At 71.1% G+C, this 18,528-nt stretch carries 16 protein-coding genes; 6 read left to right on the top strand and 10 right to left on the bottom strand.

All coding sequences use genetic code 11. The features are described 5' to 3' along the window. Positions 1 to 24 precede the first annotated feature (24 nt). Positions 25 to 1,383, top strand: a complete 1,359-nt coding sequence (locus ACFRKB_RS33195; protein ID WP_383110330.1) for an MFS transporter — start codon at positions 25 to 27, stop codon at positions 1,381 to 1,383. A gap of 266 nt (positions 1,384 to 1,649) precedes the next feature. Then, the gene (locus tag ACFRKB_RS33190; RefSeq protein ID WP_003959706.1) at positions 1,650 to 2,024 is read left to right on the top strand and encodes an RNA polymerase-binding protein RbpA; all 375 of its coding nucleotides are present in this window, start codon (positions 1,650 to 1,652) and stop codon (positions 2,022 to 2,024) included. Positions 2,025 to 2,156: 132 nt separating this feature from the next. On the opposite strand, the gene fxsA is transcribed toward ACFRKB_RS33190, so the two are convergent. The 4 genes from fxsA to ACFRKB_RS33170 all read right to left on the bottom strand — a co-directional run bounded on the left by fxsA (position 2,157) and on the right by ACFRKB_RS33170 (position 6,415). Then, positions 2,157 to 2,756 carry an FxsA family membrane protein gene (gene fxsA / locus ACFRKB_RS33185; protein ID WP_383110329.1) on the bottom strand — a complete coding sequence of 200 codons (600 nt, stop codon included), beginning with the start codon at positions 2,754 to 2,756 and terminating at the stop codon, positions 2,157 to 2,159. A gap of 55 nt (positions 2,757 to 2,811) precedes the next feature. Further along, positions 2,812 to 3,657 carry a polyprenol monophosphomannose synthase gene (locus tag ACFRKB_RS33180; protein WP_383110328.1) on the bottom strand — a complete coding sequence of 282 codons (846 nt, stop codon included), beginning with the start codon at positions 3,655 to 3,657 and terminating at the stop codon, positions 2,812 to 2,814. Positions 3,658 to 4,260: 603 nt separating this feature from the next. Further along, positions 4,261 to 5,877 carry an amidohydrolase gene (locus ACFRKB_RS33175; protein WP_383110327.1) on the bottom strand — a complete coding sequence of 539 codons (1,617 nt, stop codon included), beginning with the start codon at positions 5,875 to 5,877 and terminating at the stop codon, positions 4,261 to 4,263. A 97-nt stretch (positions 5,878 to 5,974) separates the two neighbouring features. Continuing rightward, positions 5,975 to 6,415, bottom strand: coding sequence for an Lrp/AsnC family transcriptional regulator (locus ACFRKB_RS33170; RefSeq protein ID WP_365977271.1), 441 nt, complete (start codon positions 6,413 to 6,415; stop codon positions 5,975 to 5,977). A gap of 203 nt (positions 6,416 to 6,618) precedes the next feature. Between ACFRKB_RS33170 and ACFRKB_RS33165 the strand changes: the two genes are divergently transcribed. Further along, entirely contained in the window at positions 6,619 to 7,017 is a 399-nt protein-coding gene (locus ACFRKB_RS33165; RefSeq protein WP_382527578.1) for a hypothetical protein, read from the top strand. 51 nt (positions 7,018 to 7,068) lie between these two features. On the opposite strand, the gene ACFRKB_RS33160 is transcribed toward ACFRKB_RS33165, so the two are convergent. Beyond that, positions 7,069 to 8,241, bottom strand: coding sequence for an acyl-CoA dehydrogenase family protein (locus ACFRKB_RS33160; RefSeq protein WP_383110326.1), 1,173 nt, complete (start codon positions 8,239 to 8,241; stop codon positions 7,069 to 7,071). Between the two features lie 355 nt (positions 8,242 to 8,596). On the opposite strand from ACFRKB_RS33160, the gene ACFRKB_RS33155 reads away from it, so the two are divergent. Then, the gene (locus ACFRKB_RS33155; RefSeq protein ID WP_383110325.1) at positions 8,597 to 9,832 is read left to right on the top strand and encodes a glycoside hydrolase family 18 protein; all 1,236 of its coding nucleotides are present in this window, start codon (positions 8,597 to 8,599) and stop codon (positions 9,830 to 9,832) included. 74 nt (positions 9,833 to 9,906) lie between these two features. Here the strand turns inward: ACFRKB_RS33155 and ACFRKB_RS33150 are convergent, their stop codons facing one another. Continuing rightward, positions 9,907 to 10,578: a TetR/AcrR family transcriptional regulator gene (locus ACFRKB_RS33150; RefSeq protein WP_383110324.1), complete on the bottom strand. Its 672-nt coding sequence runs from the start codon at positions 10,576 to 10,578 to the stop codon at positions 9,907 to 9,909. 127 nt (positions 10,579 to 10,705) lie between these two features. Continuing rightward, entirely contained in the window at positions 10,706 to 12,100 is a 1,395-nt protein-coding gene (locus ACFRKB_RS33145; RefSeq protein WP_383110323.1) for a peptidase C39 family protein, read from the bottom strand. A 260-nt stretch (positions 12,101 to 12,360) separates the two neighbouring features. On the opposite strand from ACFRKB_RS33145, the gene ACFRKB_RS33140 reads away from it, so the two are divergent. After that, positions 12,361 to 12,990: a uridine kinase family protein gene (locus tag ACFRKB_RS33140; protein WP_383110322.1), complete on the top strand. Its 630-nt coding sequence runs from the start codon at positions 12,361 to 12,363 to the stop codon at positions 12,988 to 12,990. A gap of 371 nt (positions 12,991 to 13,361) precedes the next feature. Further along, complete coding sequence (locus tag ACFRKB_RS33135) at positions 13,362 to 15,278, top strand: AAA family ATPase (protein WP_383110321.1); 1,917 nt, start codon at positions 13,362 to 13,364, stop codon at positions 15,276 to 15,278. 35 nt (positions 15,279 to 15,313) lie between these two features. Here the strand turns inward: ACFRKB_RS33135 and ACFRKB_RS33130 are convergent, their stop codons facing one another. The 3 genes from ACFRKB_RS33130 to ACFRKB_RS33120 all read right to left on the bottom strand — a co-directional run bounded on the left by ACFRKB_RS33130 (position 15,314) and on the right by ACFRKB_RS33120 (position 18,480). Beyond that, a complete protein-coding gene (locus ACFRKB_RS33130) occupies positions 15,314 to 16,414 on the bottom strand; it encodes a hemolysin family protein (RefSeq protein WP_383110320.1) in 1,101 nt (366 codons plus the stop codon). Next, positions 16,411 to 17,787 carry a hemolysin family protein gene (locus tag ACFRKB_RS33125; RefSeq protein ID WP_383110319.1) on the bottom strand — a complete coding sequence of 459 codons (1,377 nt, stop codon included), beginning with the start codon at positions 17,785 to 17,787 and terminating at the stop codon, positions 16,411 to 16,413. The genes ACFRKB_RS33130 and ACFRKB_RS33125 overlap by 4 nt, the downstream gene beginning before the upstream one ends. Positions 17,788 to 17,997: 210 nt before the next feature. Next, a complete protein-coding gene (locus tag ACFRKB_RS33120) occupies positions 17,998 to 18,480 on the bottom strand; it encodes a PH domain-containing protein (protein WP_383110318.1) in 483 nt (160 codons plus the stop codon). Positions 18,481 to 18,528 lie beyond the last annotated feature (48 nt).

The following is an 18,528-nucleotide window of genomic DNA, read 5'->3' as shown; positions in this document are numbered from 1 at the left end:
TACGGGGAGAGCGAGGAAGCACCGGTGACCGCTGACACCGTGGACCGTGCCGACGGTCCGGCCGAGGGGGCGTCGGAGCGCAGACGCGAGCAGCGCGGCTGGTACTTCTACGACTTCGCCTGCTCCGTCTACTCGACGAGCGTGCTCACCGTCTTCCTCGGCCCCTATCTGACGTCGGTGGCGAAGGCGGCGGCCGACGCGGACGGCTTCGTCCGTCCGCTGGGCGTACCCATCCGCGCGGGCTCGGTGTTCGCGTACACGGTCTCCGTCTCCATCGTGGTGGCGGTGGTGGTGATGCCGCTGGTCGGCGCCGCCGCCGACCGCTCGGGACGCAAGAAGCCGCTGCTCGCGCTCGCCGCGTATCTGGGGGCCGGCGCCACGGCGGGCATGTTCTTCCTGGACGGTGACCGCTATCTGCTGGGCGCGTTGCTGCTGATCGTGGCGAACGCCTCACTGGCGGTCTCGATGGTGCTCTACAACGCGTATCTGCCGCAGATCGCCGGGCCCGAGGAGCGTGACGCCGTCTCCTCGCGCGGCTGGGCGTTCGGCTACACCTCGGGCGCGCTGGTGCTCGTCCTCAATCTCGTGCTCTACACCGGGCATGACTCGTTCGGCGTCTCGGAGTCGATGGCCGTACGGATCTGTCTGGCCTCGGCCGGTGTCTGGTGGGGCGCCTTCACGCTCGTCCCGCTGCGCCGGCTGCGCGACCGCCGGGTGGTACGGGACGGCGCGGGCGCGGTCGGCACCGGCTGGCGGCAGCTGATCGCGACGCTGCGGGACATGCGCCGCCATCCGCTGACGCTGTACTTCCTGCTCGCCTATCTCCTCTACAACGACGGCATACAGACGGTGATCTCGCAGGCGTCGGTCTATGGCTCCGAGGAACTGGGCCTGGACCAGACGACCCTGATCACCGCCGTGCTGCTGGTGCAGATACTCGCGGTGGCCGGCGCACTGGGTATGGGCCGAATGGCCAGGTCCTACGGGGCCAAGCGGACGATTCTCGGCTCGCTCGCCGTCTGGACGCTCATCCTCGGGGCGGGGTATTTCCTCCCGTCCGGGGCGCCGGTCGCGTTCTACGCGCTGGCGGCGGCGATCGGGCTGGTCCTGGGCGGCAGCCAGGCGCTCTCCCGCTCGCTCTTCTCGCATCTGGTGCCCAGCGGCAAGGAGGCCGAGTACTTCTCCGCGTACGAGATGAGCGACCGCGGCCTGAGCTGGCTGGGCCCGCTGGTGTTCGGGCTCGCGTTCCAGCTGACCGGGAGCTACCGGGATGCGATCATCTCGCTGGTGGTCTTCTTCGCGCTCGGTTTCGTCCTGCTGGCGCGGGTACCGGTACGCCGCGCGATCGCCGCCGCGGGCAACCCCGTACCGGAACGGATTTAGACGTTGAAGTCAAAGGGCGGTAGTGTACGCGTTTGGCCTGCCAGGCGGACCGTTACTGCGTAGTCGGGAAACGAAAACGCTGGGTGACATCTCCCGTTAGATGTGACAAACCGGGCGTCGGCGGGTACGCAATCCTGGAATGACCAGCGGCACAGACGGGCGACGCATGACCCGGAACGGGAATCTTTACCGCCGACCGGACGTTGACCGGATGACGACGACAGCGACACCTGTCCTGTGGGCGACAAGCCCGGGAGGCACGATTCATGAGTGAGCGAGCTCTCCGCGGCACGCGACTTGTGGTTACCAGCTACGAGACGGACCGCGGCATCGATCTGGCCCCGCGCCAGGCGGTGGAGTACGCATGCCAGAACGGCCATCGATTTGAGATGCCGTTCTCGGTAGAGGCGGAAATTCCGCCGGAGTGGGAGTGCAAGGCGTGTGGCGCCCAGGCACTCCTGGTGGACGGGGATGGCCCCGAAGAGAAGAAGGGCAAGCCTGCGCGCACGCACTGGGACATGCTCATGGAGCGGCGCACCCGCGAGGAGCTGGAGGAGGTGCTGGCCGAGAGGCTGGCCGTCCTGCGCTCCGGCGCCATGAACATCGCCGTGCATCCGCGGGACAGCCGGAAGTCCGCCTGACCGCGTAACCACCGCACACGACAAGCGAACAGCACCGAAGCCGCGGGCCGCGTCACATCCCATATGTGACGCGGCCCGCGGCTTCGCTGTCCCCTGCCGGTACCGGTGGGCACCGGTACCGGCAGGGCGGGCTCACGGGGTGAGCGGCGGGCGAGGACCCTCGTCCCCGGGGTGGTGGCCGGTCCGCGGCTCGTCGTCGTGCTTGATGACCTCGCCCTGGACCACCTTGCCGTCCGGCCGGCGCATCCGGGCCTGCTGGAAGGCGTCGCCGAGACTGCCGGGCACGGCCGCCTGGCGCATCCGCCGCTCCAACGACCGCTCCGCGTACCGGCCGAGGGCCATCCGTACCGGCGGGATGAGCAGAAGCAGCCCCAGTACGTCGGTGATCAGCCCCGGCAGCATGATCAGCAGGCCGCCGAGCATCAGGAAGCCGTTGCCGGTGCTGCCGGTGCCGGGCTCGGTCCCGGGCACCTCGCCCGGCTGTCGCTGCTGCTGCCGTTGCACGGTCTCGGTGAGATTGCGGAAGGCGCGGCGGCCGGCGCTCTTGATGACCACCGCGCCGAGCACGACCGCGCCGACGAGCAGCAGCAGGACGGTCAGCCCGCCCGCGACATCGGCCACCAGGATCAGCAGCCAGATCTCCAGCACGAGCCAGGCGGCGATGCCCAGTGGGATGAGGGTGCGGGCGCGAGAGCGCTTGGGAACGGTCCGGGGCGAGTGCGCGGTCGTCATGGTTCCAGTGTGCCTGGGGACGCGTCCGGATGGCGTATGGGGGCGAGCGGAATGATCAAGCGGATCCGGCAGATCCGGTTCCGTTCGACCCGGTTCCGGCAGGGCCGGTTCCGGCAGGCCCGGTTCCGGTGCGCCCGGTGGACTTGCGGCCCAGCAGTCGGTTGGTCCGGGACTCGACGCCCCAGGCCGTGACCCGCCACAGGGCCTCGACGAGGATGTCCTTGCTCATCTTGGAGTCGCCGAGTTCGCGTTCGACGAAGGTGATGGGCACCTCGACCACATGACAGCCCGCCTCGACGGCCCGCCGGGCCAGATCGACCTGGAAGCAGTAGCCCTGGGAGGAGACGGCGTCGAGGCCGAGCCGCTCCAGGGTCTCCCTGCGGAACGCCCGGTAGCCGCCGGTGACATCGCGGATCGGGACGCCGAGCAGAACACGGGAGTACGTGCTGCCGCCACGGGAGATCAGCTCGCGGGTCCTGGGCCAGTTGACGACCCGTCCGCCCGGCACCCAGCGCGAACCCAGCACCAGATCGGCGCCCTTGAGCGCGGTCAGCAGCCGGGGCAGTTCCTCGGGCTGATGGGAGCCGTCGGCGTCCATCTCGACGAGGACGCCGTAGTCGTGCGCGATCCCCCAGCGGAAGCCGGCCAGATAGGCGGCGCCGAGGCCCTCCTTGCCCCTGCGGTGCAGGACCTTGACCTGACTGTCCTCGGCGGCCAGTTCATCGGCGATCTTGCCGGTGCCGTCGGGGCTGTTGTCGTCGGCGATGAGGATGTCGGCCTCCGGCACCGCGGCGCGCACGCGGGTGACGATGGTCCTGATGTTCTCGGCCTCGTTGAAGGTCGGGATGATCACCAAGGCTGTACCGAGCGGGCCGTACCGCCTCTGGCCACCGTCGTTCACTGCTGCCCCTTAATCGCCGTACGCAGGTGCCCCAGCTTAGCGAGCACGCCATGGCCGACGACCACCGTGGTGACCCTGTGTCGGTGGGGATGGGCAGTGATGTCCGGAGATGACGGACGGAACCGGAGATCTTGTTACGGAACACATACCGGCGCGGGGAAACCGGAGGAGAACAGGGGGAAACGGAGAGAAACGTGTACTGCGGATCGGGACCCGGCGTCCTTCGGGCCGACCTGGGACCCGCTGGCTGCGGGTCGACCGAAAGCCGTTGTCTACTGAACGCCGGGCCCCATCCGGGGTCGCACCTGCCGAACGGCTGAAACCTTCCCTCGCCCCCGAGACGCGACTGCTGGACCTGGCTCCCAGTGGTGGTGCGCCGGTGCGGCACACCGCCCCATGACCCAGTGGCGTTCGACGACTGCGTGGAGGCTGCCGGACGGACGTCCTGTGGTGGACCCGGCCGAACCTACCCGCCGGTGGCTGCTTACTGTCAATAGTCGTTTGACCTGCGGCGTTGACCCGAATCAGCAGGTCAGTGGGGAAGATCCGCAGGTCGCGGCAGAGGGCGGCGGGCATCGGGCCGCGGCACGAAATGTCCGTACGTCACTCGTTCGGTCGCAGGAAGACCGTTTGTCCCGAGACGACGGTCCGCAGGCATTCGGGCAGCGGGCGGCCGGGCGTCAGATCCGGCAGACCCGGTGTCCCCGAGCGCGGATCGGTGGACCAGCGGGCCACCCGGTCGTCGGGTGCCTGGACCACCAGCTCCTCCGTACGCCACACGGCGTAGTCGGCGGGGGCGCCGGGCACGAGCGTACCGGCGTCGTCACGGCCCATGGCCCGCCGGCCGCCCCGGGTGTGGGCGGTGAAGGCCGCCCGTACCGAGATCCGGTGGTCGGGAGTGCGGTGGAAGGCGGCGGCCCTGACGGTGCCCCAGGGGTCCAGCGGGGTGACCGGGCTGTCGGAGCCGAAGGCCAGCGGCACCCCGGCGCGCAGCAGCGCGGCGTACGGATTGAGGGTACGGGCGCGGTCGGCGCCGAGCCGCTGGGCGTACATACCGTCGGCGCCGCCCCAGAGCGCGTCGAAGACGGGCTGTACGGAGGCGGTGAGGCCCAGTTCGGCGAAGGCGGCGATGGTCGCGGGGGTGAGCATCTCGGCGTGCTCGATACGGTGCCTGGCTCCTCTGATACGGGCCAGGCCCAGCCGCTCGGCGGCGGCGCGTACGCCCTCGACGACGGTGCTGATCGCGGCGTCGCCGATGGCGTGGAAACCGGCCTGGAGTCCGGCCTCGGTGCAGAGGGCGACATGGGCCGCGACGGCGGCGGCGTCGAGCTGGGCGGTACCGGTGTGGGCGGCGTCGGCGTAGGGCTCGTGCAGGGCGGCCGTGTGGGAGCCCAGCGAGCCGTCGACGAAGAGATCACCCGCGGCCCCTACGGCGCCCAGCTCCTGGACGCGGCGGGCGCCCTTCTCGTCGGTGATCCGTTCGGCCCAGTAGCCGTGGACGCGCGGTCCGGGCTCGTCCTCGGCCAGTCGCAGCAGCGCGGTGAAGTCCTCCTCGTCGGAGATCTCCGGCCCGCCGCACTCGTGGAGCGCGCCGATGCCGAGCGAGGCGGCCCTGGCGCGGGCCGCGCGCTGCGCCTCGGTGCGCTGGCGTGCGCTGACGGACCCGTGGGCGGCCGCGCGCACGGCGTGGTGGGCGGCGGCCGTCAGCGGCGCGTCCGGGTGGTAGCCGGTCAGTGAGGTGACGCCGGGGACCAGTTCGAGCAGGGCGGTCGTCACGACCGCGGAGTGCACGTCGATCCGCGTCAGATAGAGCGGCCGGCCGCCGGCCGCGTCGTCGAGCTCGGCGCGGGACGGGGGCCGCTGCTCGGGCCAGCGGGCGGAGTCCCAGCCGTGGCCGAGCAGGATCCGGTCGCCGGGGTGTGCGGTGCGGTGGTCCCGTACGAGCTTCAGCGCCTCCGGCAGGGTCCGGGCGCCGGAGAGATCGAGACCGGTGAGGGCGAGGCCGGTGGCGGTGGTGTGGACATGGGCGTCGGTGAACGCGGGGGTGACGAGCGCGCCTTCGAGGTCGATGACCTCGTCGACCCCGGAGGCGAAGGAGTCGGCGGCGCCCTCGGAACCCACCCAGGCGATATGGCCGCGTTCCACGACCATGGCGGTGGCGAAGGGGTCGGCGGGGCTGTGGACTTCGCCGCGACGGAGGAGGGTGGTGCGGTTGTTCATGTGGACAGTGTCGCGCGGGTCGCCGTCCGGCGGGGGACGCGGGGTGCGTTGTGGTGCCGGGGCCCGGGACCTGCGGCGGCGAAGCGGGCCCCGCGCGTCAGAGGGTCGGGGGGCGGGACTCGTACGCGGTGGAGAGCACGACCGTGGTGCGGGTGGAGACTCCGGCCAGGCTGCGGATGCGGGTGAGCAGGTGCTCCAGGGCCAGGGGGGTCGCCACGCGGACCTTGAGGATGTAGTTCTCGTCGCCCGCCACGCTGTGGCACGCCTCGATCTCGGGGATGTCGGCGAGCCGGTCCGCGATGTCGTCGGGGGCGCTGGGGTCGAAGGGTTTGACCGAGATGAACGCGGTGAGGGGGAGGCCGACCTCCTCCGGGTCGACCACCGCGGCGTAGCCGCGGATGACACCGCGCTGCTCCAGTCGGCGTACCCGCTGATGCACCGCCGAGGTGGACAGGCCGGTGGCCTTGCCCAGGTCGGTGTAGCTCATCCGGCCGTCCTTGACAAGCAATTCCACGATCTGACGATCCAGCTCCTCCATGCGGATCAACCTATTGCCCCGGGCCGCTTCCAGCACAGTCGGGAGTGAGCCGAAGGCGCCCACGAGGGGTCGTGTGACGAAGACCACAGGCCTCTGGGCGGGTCCGTCGAGACCTTACGGTTACCTGGCTCGCGCGACGGGAATTGCTTGCTGTGGTCGAGACCACAAGTGCCTGGTCGGCCCACCCGAGGGGGAATGTCTCCATGCAGAGCCTGAAGCGCGCCGGACGTATCGAACCGGAGCCCGTTGAACTCGTCGACGCCGACGAGCTCGACTTCTACGACACCTTCGAGATGTACCGGGTCGTCTGCCCGGACTGTGCGCAGCCAATCGCGTTGCTGGCGGACGAGGATGTCCTGCCGGAGCACGCGCTGTGCCCCTCCCCGTGGAACCCGTTCGTGCTCTCGGTGTGTGCCGGTACGGGCCGTTCGGCGTCGGAGGCTCCGGCCGCCGACGCGTCGTCCGAGGCTCAGGAGCAGGACACCGCCCTGCTGCTGACGCTGCCGCAGGGGCTCGACTGGCGGACGCAGCCGTTCTCGCATGTCGGCGGTCCCGGGTCACGGCCGTTCAAGGTGCCCGCCCTTCAGCGGCACGCGGCGTAAATACCCCGGCGCCGCACGCTGACGGTCCGTCAGCGTGCGGCGCCGGGGCGTTCAGCGGGTTTCCGGGCCCGCCAAGTGGCGGGCGATCACCATGCGCTGGATCTGGTTGGTGCCCTCGACGATCTGGAGCACCTTCGCCTCGCGCATGTAGCGCTCCGCCGGGAAGTCCGCGGTGTAGCCGTAGCCGCCGAGTACCTGCACCGCGTCGATGGTGACCTGCATCGCGGCGTCCGTGCAGAACAGCTTGGCCATGGCGGCCTGTTGGGAGAACGGGCGGCCCGTGTCGCGCAGCCGGGCGGCGGCGAGGTAGAGCGCGCGGCCGGCCTCGATCCTGGTGGCCATGTCGGCGAGCAGGAAGCGCAGGCCCTGGAAGTCCGCGATGGGTCTGCCGAACTGCCGCCGCCCCGTGGCGTATCCGACGGCTTCGTCCAGGGCCGCCTGGGCCAGTCCGATGGCGCAGGCGGCGATGCCGAGGCGGCCCGAGTCGAGGGCGGAGAGCGCGATGGCGAAGCCCTGGCCCTCGTCGCCGATGCGGCGGTCGTCGGCCACCCGTACGCCGTCGAAGTGGAGTTGGGCGGTGGGCGAGCCCTTCATGCCCATCTTCTTCTCGGGAGGCGCCGCGTTCAGTCCGGCGGCGTCGCCGGGGACGAGGAAGGCCGTGATGCCCCGGGCGCCCTCCTGGCCGGTGCGGGCGAGCACGGTGTAGAAGTCGGCGATGCCGCCGTGGGTGATCCATGCCTTGGTGCCGGTGATGACCCAGTCGTCACCGTCCCGTACGGCCCTGGTGCGGAGCGAGGCCGCGTCCGAGCCCGAGGCGGGCTCGGAGAGGCAGTAGGCGCCGAGGAGGCCGCCGCCGAGCATGGCGGGCAGGTACTCGGTCTGCTGGGCCTTCGTTCCGTAGCCGGCGAGTGCGTGGCAGGCGAGGGAGTGGACGCTGACGCCGAGGCCGACGGTGAGCCGGGCGGCGGCGAGTTCTTCGAGTACCTGGAGGTACACCTCGTACGGCTGGTCCCCGCCACCGTGGGCGGAGTCGTAGGGGAGGCCCAGCAGTCCGGACGCGGAAAGGAGGGCGAAGAGTTCGCGCGGGAAGTGCCCGGCGTCCTCCTCCTCGGCCGCCCGGGGGGCGATCTCCCGCTGGATGATGTCGCGTACGAGAGCGATGAGGTCCTGGGACTCCTCGGTGGGCAGCTGGCGTTCCACCGGTTGCGGGGCGCGGTCGGGCATGGCGGCGCTCTCCTCCCTGTCGGGCGCTACGGCGGTCGCGCGCGCAGGGTATGGCGGCGCCGCCGGCTGGAGTCCGGGGGTGCCCCCGGACGGCAGTGGTGCCCAGCCGATGCTGCCTCTCCGGATCGCGGAAGCGGCTGACCAGCGACTGTGGCGCGTTGAGTATGCCCGATCGGGCGTCTTTCGTCACCGGCGGGCAGAGTCCACGGGCACGGCGGAACTTGGTCCGCACCATTGACCTCAGTGGTCTAGTCCTTCTAACGTCCACCTCAACGCGTTTCGCGTTCATGCCAAGTCAATGCCATGGCTTCGCTGTCCCCCCACTCGCGCTCTCCCTCCCCCACGAGGAGATCCCGTGCTCAGACTCCACCGTCCCCGCGCCCGGTTCCGTGCGCTGATCGCCGCCGCGTGTACCGCCGTCCTCGGCGTGACCCTGCTCTCCGGAGCGGGCAGCGCGTCCGCCGGCGAGACCTCCACCACCACGGCCGCGGCCGGAAGCAAGGTGGTCGGCTACTTCACCAACTGGGGCGTCTACGACCGGAATTACCACGTCAAGAACATCGAGACCTCCGGCTCCGCCGCCAAACTCACGCATATCAACTACGCGTTCGGCAATGTCACCGGCGGGAAGTGCGTGATCGGCGACTCCTACGCCGACTACGAGAAGGCGTACACGGCCGACCAATCCGTCGACGGTGTCGCCGACACCTGGGACCAGCCGCTGCGCGGCAACTTCAACCAGCTGCGCAAGCTCAAGGCACTGCACCCGAATCTCAAGGTGATCTGGTCCTTCGGCGGCTGGTCCTGGTCCGGTGGATTCACCGAGGCGGCCAAGAACCCGGCCGCGTTCGCGCAGTCCTGCCGCGCGCTGGTCGAGGACCCGCGCTGGGCCGATGTCTTCGACGGCATCGACATCGACTGGGAGTACCCCAACGCCTGCGGTCTGACCTGCGACACGAGCGGTCGTGACGCGTTCAGGAACCTGGCCTCCGCGCTGCGTACCGAGTTCGGTTCCGACCTGGTGACGGCGGCCATCACCGCCGACGGCTCGGACGGCGGGAAGATCGACGCCGCCGACTACGCCGGCGCCGCGCAGTACCTCGACTGGTACAACCCGATGACGTACGACTTCTTCGGCGCGTTCGCCGCGCAGGGCCCCACCGCCCCGCACTCGCCGCTCACGTCCTACCCGGGCATCCCGGCCGAGGGCTTCAACTCCGACGCGGCCATCACCAAGCTCAAGGGGCTCGGCGTCCCGGCCGAGAAGCTGCTGCTGGGCATCGGCTTCTACGGGCGCGGCTGGACCGGTGTCACACAGAAGGAGCCGGGCGGCAGCGCGACGGGCGCGGCGCCGGGCAAGTACGAGGCGGGCATCGAGGACTACAAGATCCTGAAGACCTCCTGCCCGGCCAACGGCACGGTCGGGGGCACCGCGTACGCCTACTGCGGCAGCCAGTGGTGGAGCTATGACACCCCGGCCACCATCGCCGGGAAGATGGCCTACAAGAACCAGCAGGGGCTGGGCGGCACCTTCTTCTGGGAGCTGAGCGGCGACACCACCGACGGTGAGCTGATCAAGTCGATCAACTAGAGCCCGCGCGACGGGATCGCGCCGACCGGCCCGCCGGGGGCGGGGAGCCTTCAGCGGCCCCCGCCCCCGGCGACTTACGCGGGGTCCCCGTCGAGGCCGGTGAAGGGGCGCCAGTCGAGGTCCGGCGGCGGCGCGGGGCACTCCGGGGTGAATTCCTCGATCGTGTTCAGCGTGTGGCGCAGCATCCGTACCAGCAGATCGCGCGGGATCTCCCTCGGCAGGTCGTGCTGGTACTCCAGCCATTCGAGCGTGAGCCACTCGACGCTGCTGAGCCAGCCGAGCAGCGCGAGCCGGGCGATCGGCGGGATGTCGGAGCGGCCGTACGCGCCCTGGGCGACCGTGGAGACCAGCCCGGTCCGTACGGCGTCACGGATCGCCTGGACCTGGGTGTCGAAGCCGACGCCGCCCGTGATGATGGTGCGGTACGCCGCCTCGTTGTACTGGGCGAAGCGGAGATACGCCTCGACCGTGCGCTGTACCCGCTGGGTGCGCGGGAGTTCGGCGCCGCCCGAGGCGAGCGAGACGAGTTCGGCGACCGAGTCCTCGACGACGGCGAGGTAGTAGCCGCGCTTGTTCTTGAAGTAGTAGTAGATCAGTCCCTTGGCGACCCCGGCGTGCTGGGCGATGTCATCCATCGACAGCGCGTCGTACGAAGTGTCGGCGAACAACTTCCGGCCGGTCGCGATGAGTTCGGAGCGCCGCGCCTGGGAGCGTGCGGAGCTGCCACGCTGTTCACTGCGATTCACATTCGCGTCCTGGTCTCCGGCTGCCACGGTCTGCGCACGATCGCCCGCAGTATCGCAGAGCGGTCCCGGGCCGCCGCGGGCGGCCGGAGGAGACGGTTCCCTCCGGCCGCCCGGGAGGACGGACGCGTCAGAGCAGGCCCACCGACCGCAGGGCCCGGCGCTGGGCCGCGTCCGGCTCGGCGGGCCAGTAGACGTAGCAGACGCCGCCCGTGCCGGAGGCCACCTTGCCGGAGGCGTTGTACCGCTTGGTACGCAGCCAGATCGTCTCCCATTCCGCGCGCCGGTAGACACGGCGTACGGCGGGGTTGTCCGGCGAGGCGGGGTCATTGGCGATCACATCGCCCTCGGCCGTGAAGCCGATGACGGTCATCAGATGGCCCGAGGTGCCGTAACCCGCCCCCGTCAGCTCCTCCTTGAGGAAGGACTGCGAGGTGATCACGGGGATCCCGGCGCGGATAAGGGTCTCCACGTCGGTGAGCGAGCCCAGCCGGGTCACGGCCGCGCTCATGTCCCGGTAGGTGGTGGCGTACGCCGCGTTGAACGGCCAGTTGCCACAGCCCTTGTACTGGTAGTCGTAGGTGAACCGGGCCGCGTGGCAGACCTGCGGGTCGGCGAAGTCCGGGTTCACCCACGCGAGATCCTCGGCGGTGGGCCGGCGCCCCCAGTACTCGATGATCATCTGCGAGGAGGTGGGGCTGCACCAGGCCTCGCCGCCGTTGTCGTACTCGGGGTACTGCCCGACATGGATGTTCTGCGAGTAGCGCGGCACGATCAGCTCACGGGCGAGCCCCGGTGTGGACGCCGGGACGGTGAACCGGTCCGGGACGTCGGAGGCCATCGCGCCCACCCGGTGCACCGCGGGCGACAGCGTGCTGCCCGGCCTGCGGTAGAGGGTGAGCCGCAGCCGGTACGAGGCGAGGCGCAGCCCGCCGGCCGCGTCGTCCACCGAGAAGGTGTCGGTCCAGATGCTGCTGCGTCCATCGGTCTGGCCGTCGACGGACGTACGCCGGATGTCGCCCTCGCCGTCGCCCGCGGTCCAGCGGCCCATCACGTACCAGGGTGTCGCGGTGCCGTCGGCGTACTGGCCGCGCAGTTCGATCTGGAGCCAGGTGCCGGCCGGGGTGCGTGCGTTCCAGGAGGCGATCACCTCGGTGGCGGGGACCTTCGAGCGGTGCAGGGGTGAGGTCCAGGTCCCGTACTCCCAGGTGGTGGTCGTACCGGTGTGCGGATCGGCGTAGTCCGTACGGCCGGCCGGGGTGCCGATCACGAGCGAGGGCCGGGCACCGGGCACCGCGCGGGTGCCCTTCGCGGTACCGGCGCGCCAGTCCGCGTACGAGGTCCAGAACGCGTTGTCCACGAGAGGGTTCGCCCCCGTGGGAGCCGTTGAGGGGGGTGAGGCGGGGGCCGGGTCCCGCGTCGGGGCGGAAGCGGCGGCGGCCGGTACCGCGCCCGCCGCTCCGGTACCCGCGACGGCCGCGAGCGCGGCGGCCAGCACGGTTCTGCGCGAGGTGGGGCTGGTCATGGGAACCTCCGGTCGAAGGCGGAGAGAACGGGGAAGAGAGCGTGGGGAGAACGGTCGGGACGGTCGGGACATGGGAGAGCGCGGAGAGGTGACGGCTGCTCGACAGTCGTCCACTATCGCGGTTCGCGGTGGGCCTCTGCCAGCGATTCGGCCCGCGTCGGCCCACCAATATTGGTCTTCACCAGTGGCGTGACCTGCGGCGGCGAAGAGGTCCCGACCACGCCCGGTCGCGTGGGGCGCGGCCTCGTAGGGTGGGGCGGATGAACGACCTCACCGAATCCGCCGCTGCGCTGCGCGGCCTGCCGCCCTCCTGCGGTCCCGTGCGGCTGATCGCGGTCGACGGGCACGCGGGCTCCGGCAAGAGCACCTTCGCGACGCGACTGTCGGCGGAGCTGACCGGAGCGCCCGTACTGCGGCTCGACGACCTGGCGAGCCACGAGCAGCTCTTCGCGTGGGTGGAGCGGCTGACCACGCAGGTCATCGAGCCGCTCTCGCGCGGCGCGAGCGCGCACTACGCGCCGTACGACTGGACGCTGCGGCGGTTCACCGCCCCGCGTCCGCTGCCGGCCGCCCCCGTGGTGATCATCGAGGGCGTGGGGGCCGGGCGGCGGGCGCTGCGGCCGTATCTCGCCCGGCTGTTCTGGATGGACCGGGGCGCGGAGGAGTCCTGGGAGCGGGGCCGCCGGCGCGACGGGCCCGGCCAGTCCTCCTTCTGGGACGCGTGGACGACGGCGGAGACACGCCATTTCGCGGCGGACCCCTCGCGGCCCTTCGCCGATGCCCTGGTAACCGAGCGACAGGTGGGGTACGTGATACGCACGGGGCCCCTGACGACCGCGAGGACGGACCAGACCGTCACACAGGGTGATCGGGTTTCGCCTCCATACTGAGCAGTCGGAAATCGACCCCGGGAGAGTGTCCAACTCGGCTTGACCGAGGGGCAGGACAGGTCTTACGTTCTTAATGTGCGGCTTTTCGGAGCCGCCGCAGACGCGAAGCCCCCGGTTGTTCCCCCGTGATCGGGGGCTTCGTTCTGCCCTTAGCACCTGCTCGCCGCCCCCTCCCCCGTGCCGTACCCCTCCCGCGCTCACCCTGGGTCACTGCTCCGCCCACGCTGCGGTGCCCTTAGTCGCACACCCTCTGCGCAGGTACGATGCCTCTCGGTGCGGTCAATTCCCGTCCGCGACAAGGTGGTTCGGCACGCTGCCGGCGGGCGCCCGCCCGGCGGGACATTCCGGGGGCACGGTTTGTGGGGGACCTGATGGATATCGGCACGCAGGGCACGCAAGCCCCGGCCGACCTCGCCTGGGTGCGCGGTGTGGACGCCTACACGATGGGGGCCTACCCCCAGGCCGAGGAGGAGTTCAGGGCCGCCGTACGGCTCGATCCCGGGATGGCCGACGGCTGGCTCGGGCTGCACGCGCTGCGCGTCGACACCACCACCGCCCTGCTGCGCATGTACCGCCACCGCGACCGCTTCGGCGAGCAGCGCTCCCGCCACCGCCGTACCCTCAACTCCTGGTACTGGCTCGGCTGGTGGGTGCAGCCGGTGCTGGAGAGCGGACGCGATCTGCTGCTCGCCCATGCCTCGCACTGGCTGGACGGCCGCCATGTGCCGGAGCTGGACCGGGCCCTCGCGGGTCTGCCGCCGGTGGACGCCGATCCGCAGGTGCGCTTCCTGCACGCCTGCCGCGCCTATCTGGTCAAGGACTGGGACCAGTTGGTGCGCCACACCGAACCGCTCGTCCATGATCCGCTGCTGGGGATCGAGGCCGGTCTCTTCGGCGGGATGGCGCGGGTGCGGCTGGAGATGTACGGACAGGCTGAGCCGCTGCTGTCCACCGCGCTGATGCGCTGCCGCAGCGAGCAGCCGCAGCGCAAGGAGCTGCGGTACTGGCTGGCCCGCGCCCATGAGGGCACCGGACGCAGCGCCGCCGCGCTGCCCCTCTACCGGGCCGTGCACCGGCTGGATCCCGCGTTCATGGACACCGCGGCCCGGCTCGCCGCGATCACCGATTCCGACGGGTACGAAGGACCGGACGACCCGGTGGGGATCGCCTCGGTCGCGCGTGCGGGGCTCGGCCAGGACGTGGCGGACACGGCGGGCGCGGCGGAGTCCGGGGGCGAGCCGGAGGGCTCGGCCGGCTCCGACGTACGGCTCGGCAACGACGCCCAGCCCCAGCTGGGCGGTGTCACCCCGCCCCCGCCGCCCGAAGGCGTACGGGAGAAGGCCCCGCCGCCCGTGTCACCCGCTCCGCCTCGCTTCCCGGACGGCCCGACCGATCCGGCGCTGCTCGCCGAGGCCCTCGCCGAGCTGGAGCGGATGGTCGGTCTGGAGCCGGTGAAACGGCAGGTCAAGGCGGCGACGGCACAGCTGCACATGGCGCGGCTGCGGGCCGGCCAGGGGCTGCCCGTCCAGCCGCCGAAACGTCACTTTGTCTTCTCGGGTCCCTCCGGCACCGGCAAGACCACCGTGGCCCGGATTCTCGGCCGGATCTTCTATGCCCTGGGGCTGCTCGGCGGGGACCATCTGGTCGAGGCGCAGCGGGCCGATCTGGTGGGCGAGTTCCTGGGCCAGACCGCCGTCAAGGCGAATGAGCTGATCGACTCGGCGATCGGCGGGGTGCTCTTCGTCGACGAGGCGTACAGCCTCTCCAACTCGGGCTACAGCAAGGGCGACGCGTACGGCGACGAGGCCCTTCAGGTGCTGCTGAAGCGCGCCGAGGACAACCGCGACCACCTCGTGGTCATCCTGGCCGGCTACCCGGAGGGCATGGACCGGCTGCTCGCCACCAATCCGGGCCTCTCCTCGCGCTTCACCAGCCGGGTCGACTTCCCCAGCTACCGGCCGCTGGAACTGACCGCGATCGGTGGCGTACTGGCCGCCGAGAACGGCGACGTCTGGGACGAGGAAGCCGCGGACGAGCTGCGCTCGATCAGCGGGCATGTGGTCGACCAGGGATGGATCGACGAACTGGGCAACGGCCGGTTCGTCCGGACGCTGTACGAGAAGAGCTGCGCGTACCGCGATCTTCGGCTCTCCGGCTACAGCGGTACGCCGACCCGCGACGATCTGGCCACGCTGCGGCTGCCCGATCTGATGCAGGCGTACGGCGAGGTGCTGTCGGGCCGCGGCCCGGCGAACCGCGGCCCACAGGACATGCCGCCTCCCTTTTAGAGGCTCGGTTCGCCGGGCAGGGCCTGAGCGTTCTGTCAGCGCGCCAGGACCTGGTCCGCCTGGTCCGTGCGCTGTTCACCCACCAGGGCCGCCTTGGGCGCCGTCGTGCGGTGGGACGGGTCGCGTACCTCACCGACCAGCATTTCCAGGACGTCCTCCAGCGCCACCAGACCGAGCACCCGGCCGGACGCGTCCGCGACCTGCGCCAGATGCGTGGCCGCGCGGCGCATCACGGTGAGGGCGTCGTCCAGCGGGAGTTCCGCCCGCAGCGTCGCCATGGGCCGCCAGACATGCTGCGGCACGGCCCGCTCGCCCGCTTCCAGATCGAGGACGTCCTTGACATGCAGATAGCCCATGAAGGCCCCACCGCCCTCCGCGCAGACCGGGAAGCGGGAGTAGCCGGTGCGTACCGTCAGCTCCTCGATCTCGCGCGGGGTGACCGAGGGGGTCACCGTCACCAGGGAGGCGCGGGTCAGGAGCACGTCCGTGACCGGGCGGCTGCCCAGCTCCAGGGCGTCCTCCAGCCGTTCCTGCGCCTCCGGTTCGAGCAGTCCCGCCTGGCCCGAGTCCTCGACGAGCCGGTTGAGCTGCTCGCTGGTGAAGACCGCCTCCACCTCGTCCTTGGGCTCGACATGGAAGGCCCGCAGCACCAGCCGGGCGCAGGCGCCCAGTCCGGCCGTCACCGGGCGGCACAGCCGGGCGAAGCCGACCAGGCCGGGGCTGAACCAGAGCGCGGTCTTCTCGGGCGCGGCCATGGCGAGGTTCTTCGGGACCATCTCGCCGATGACCAGGTGCAGGAAGACGACCAGCGCGAGGGCTATGACATAGCCCAGCGGATGGACCAGGCCCTCGGGCACATGGGCGGCGTGGAAGACGGGCTCCAGCAGATGCGCCACCGTGGGCTCGGCGACCGCGCCGAGCGTCAGGGAGCAGACGGTGATGCCGAACTGCGCGGCGGCCATCATCTGCGGCAGATTCTCCAGACCGTGCAGCACCTGTCTGGCCCGCGCGGAGCCGCGCGCGGCGTGCGGTTCGATCTGGCTGCGGCGTACGGAGACGAGGGCGAACTCGGCGCCGACGAAGAAGCCGTTGGCCAGGACGAGCAGCAGCGCGAAGACGAGTTGCAGGGCGCTCATCGGGGGCCCTCCGCCATCGCGAGGACGCCGGCCCGCTGCTCGGCCGGGGCGCCGGCCGGAAGCTCGGCGGTGCGTACCAGCCGGACCCGTTCGGCCCGGTAGCGGTCGACCTGGCGTACGGAGAGCCGCCAGCCCGGCAGCTCCGCCCGGTCGCCGGGGGCCGGGATACGGCCCAGCAGATCGGCGACGAGACCGGCGAGGGTCTCGTACGGCCCCTCGGGTACGTCGAGTCCGATCCGGCGCAGCGTGAGGACCCGGGCGCTGCCGTCGGCGTCCCACGCGGGGCGGCCGTCCTCGGACGCGACGGGGGCCAGTTCGGGCCGTCCGTCGCCCTCGGCGTCGTGCTCGTCGCGTACCTCGCCGACCAGCTCCTCGATGATGTCCTCCAGGGTGACGACGCCGGCCGTACCGCCGTACTCGTCGACCACTATGGCTATCGGCTGCTCGCTGCGCAGCCGCTCCAGGAGCTGCTGCACGGGCAGGGTCTCGGGGACCAGCAGGGCCGGCACGGCGATCCGTCCGGCCGGGGTGCGCAGCCGCCGCTCCCCCGGCACCGCGAGCGCGTCCTTGAGATGCACCATGCCCACGATCTCGTCGATGCGCTCCCGGTAGACGGGGAAGCGGGACAGACCGGTGGCGCGGGTGAGGTTGAGGACGTCCGCGGCGGTCGCGTCGGACTGGAGGGCGCTCACCTTCACCCGGGGGGTCATCACATGCTGTGCGGTGAGCCGGCCGAGCGAGAGGGTCCGTACGAACAGATCTGCGGTGTCCTGTTCGAGGGTGCCCGCGCGGGCGGAGTGGCGGGCCAGGGAGACCAGTTCGCCGGGGGTACGGGCCGAGGCGAGTTCATCGGTCGGCTCGACGCCCAGCAGCCGGACGAGCCGGTTGGCGACGGTGTTGAGCAGGGAGATCACCGGCCGGAACACGCTGGCGAAGAGGTGCTGTGGGCCCGCCACGAACCGCGCGACCTGGAGCGGCCGGGAGACCGCCCAGTTCTTCGGGACGAGTTCGCCGATCACCATCTGGACGGCGGAGGCGAGCAGCATGCCGATCACCACCGCGATCCCGGAGACGGCCCCTTCGGGCAGTCCGGTCGCGGAGAGCGGGGCGTCCAGCAGCTGGGCGAGCGCGGGCTCGGCGAGCATGCCGACGACCAGCGAGGTGATGGTGATGCCCAGCTGGGTGCCGGAGAGCTGGAAGGACAGTTCCCGCAGGGACCTGACGACCGTACGGGCGCGGCGGTCACCCGCGGCGGCGGCGCGTTCGGCGTCGGGGCGGTCCACGGTCACGAGGCCGAACTCGGCGGCCACGAAGAACCCGTTGGCGAGGATCAGAAGGAATGCCGCGGCGAGCAGCAGAAGGGGGATGGTCATGCCGCCGCCTCTTCGAAGGGGGCGGCGCAGGTACTACCGGACGATCCGTCCATTGCTGGAGGGAGTCACTCCTCGGGTCGCAGGTGCCCCGCGGGCCGGATGAGGCCGTCTGATGCGGAGCGGGGCGCACTTGGCGCCTCCGGCACCAGAGTAATCAAGACACCGGCGAAGAGGGCAGTGCTGTACTGCGGTGGATGGAGCGCCGTACGTTCAGCCGTGGCCGGCGGCGGTGGAGCGGGAGTCGGCGAGCGCGCGCAGGGCGCGGGCGTCACGGATGGCGTGGGCCCTGGCGATTCCGGGCTGGATGGCCAGAACGGGCAGGCTGCTGCCGTCGCTGAGGTCGAGGAAGACCCAGGGGTCTCCGGGCCGCAGATTGACGCGCAGGATCTCCGCCCACTCCAGCCGGCGGCTGCGCGTGATATTGACGACAGTCACTCCTGTGTCATCGGCCACGACCTTGGGGCGGCTGAGCAGCGCCAGCACCCCGAGGAACAGCAGGGCCGTGAAGATGAAGCTCATCCGCTCCCCCGGGCCCAGCTGGTCCAGCGTCAGGCCGATGGCCGTGATGACGGCGAACATGACCACGCCGACGGTCAGCAGCACGGCCCGGGTACGGGTCGGCCGGAAGGTGACCGGAAGGGCGGGCGGTCCGGGCTGACCGGACGGACCGGGCTGGGGCGCGGGGTCGGACATACGTTCTCGGACTTCCGGGAGTGGGTGCGGGGCCGGGTGAGCGGCGCG

Source organism: Streptomyces scopuliridis (genome assembly GCF_042790125.1).
Taxonomy (GTDB): domain Bacteria; phylum Actinomycetota; class Actinomycetes; order Streptomycetales; family Streptomycetaceae; genus Streptomyces; species Streptomyces scopuliridis_A.
The sequence above is the reverse complement of the archived record's forward strand: the minus strand, read 5'-3'. Positions and strand labels throughout refer to the sequence as shown.

Bases quoted from the DNA above. Each gene is read 5' to 3' on its own strand.
- ACFRKB_RS33130 (WP_383110320.1), bottom strand. From the start codon at position 16,414: ATGAGCGCCCTGCAACTCGTCTTCGCGCTGCTGCTCGTCCTGGCCAAC.
- ACFRKB_RS33175 (WP_383110327.1), bottom strand. From the start codon at position 5,877: ATGAACAACCGCACCACCCTCCTCCGTCGCGGCGAAGTCCACAGCCCC.
- fxsA (WP_383110329.1), bottom strand. From the start codon at position 2,756: ATGACGACCGCGCACTCGCCCCGGACCGTTCCCAAGCGCTCTCGCGCC.
- ACFRKB_RS33135 (WP_383110321.1), top strand. From the start codon at position 13,362: ATGGATATCGGCACGCAGGGCACGCAAGCCCCGGCCGACCTCGCCTGG.
- ACFRKB_RS33190 (WP_003959706.1), top strand. From the start codon at position 1,650: ATGAGTGAGCGAGCTCTCCGCGGCACGCGACTTGTGGTTACCAGCTAC.
- ACFRKB_RS33140 (WP_383110322.1), top strand. From the start codon at position 12,361: ATGAACGACCTCACCGAATCCGCCGCTGCGCTGCGCGGCCTGCCGCCC.
- ACFRKB_RS33125 (WP_383110319.1), bottom strand. From the start codon at position 17,787: ATGACCATCCCCCTTCTGCTGCTCGCCGCGGCATTCCTTCTGATCCTC.
- ACFRKB_RS33165 (WP_382527578.1), top strand. From the start codon at position 6,619: ATGCAGAGCCTGAAGCGCGCCGGACGTATCGAACCGGAGCCCGTTGAA.
- ACFRKB_RS33120 (WP_383110318.1), bottom strand. From the start codon at position 18,480: ATGTCCGACCCCGCGCCCCAGCCCGGTCCGTCCGGTCAGCCCGGACCG.
- ACFRKB_RS33145 (WP_383110323.1), bottom strand. From the start codon at position 12,100: ATGACCAGCCCCACCTCGCGCAGAACCGTGCTGGCCGCCGCGCTCGCG.
- ACFRKB_RS33170 (WP_365977271.1), bottom strand. From the start codon at position 6,415: ATGGAGGAGCTGGATCGTCAGATCGTGGAATTGCTTGTCAAGGACGGC.
- ACFRKB_RS33160 (WP_383110326.1), bottom strand. From the start codon at position 8,241: ATGCCCGACCGCGCCCCGCAACCGGTGGAACGCCAGCTGCCCACCGAG.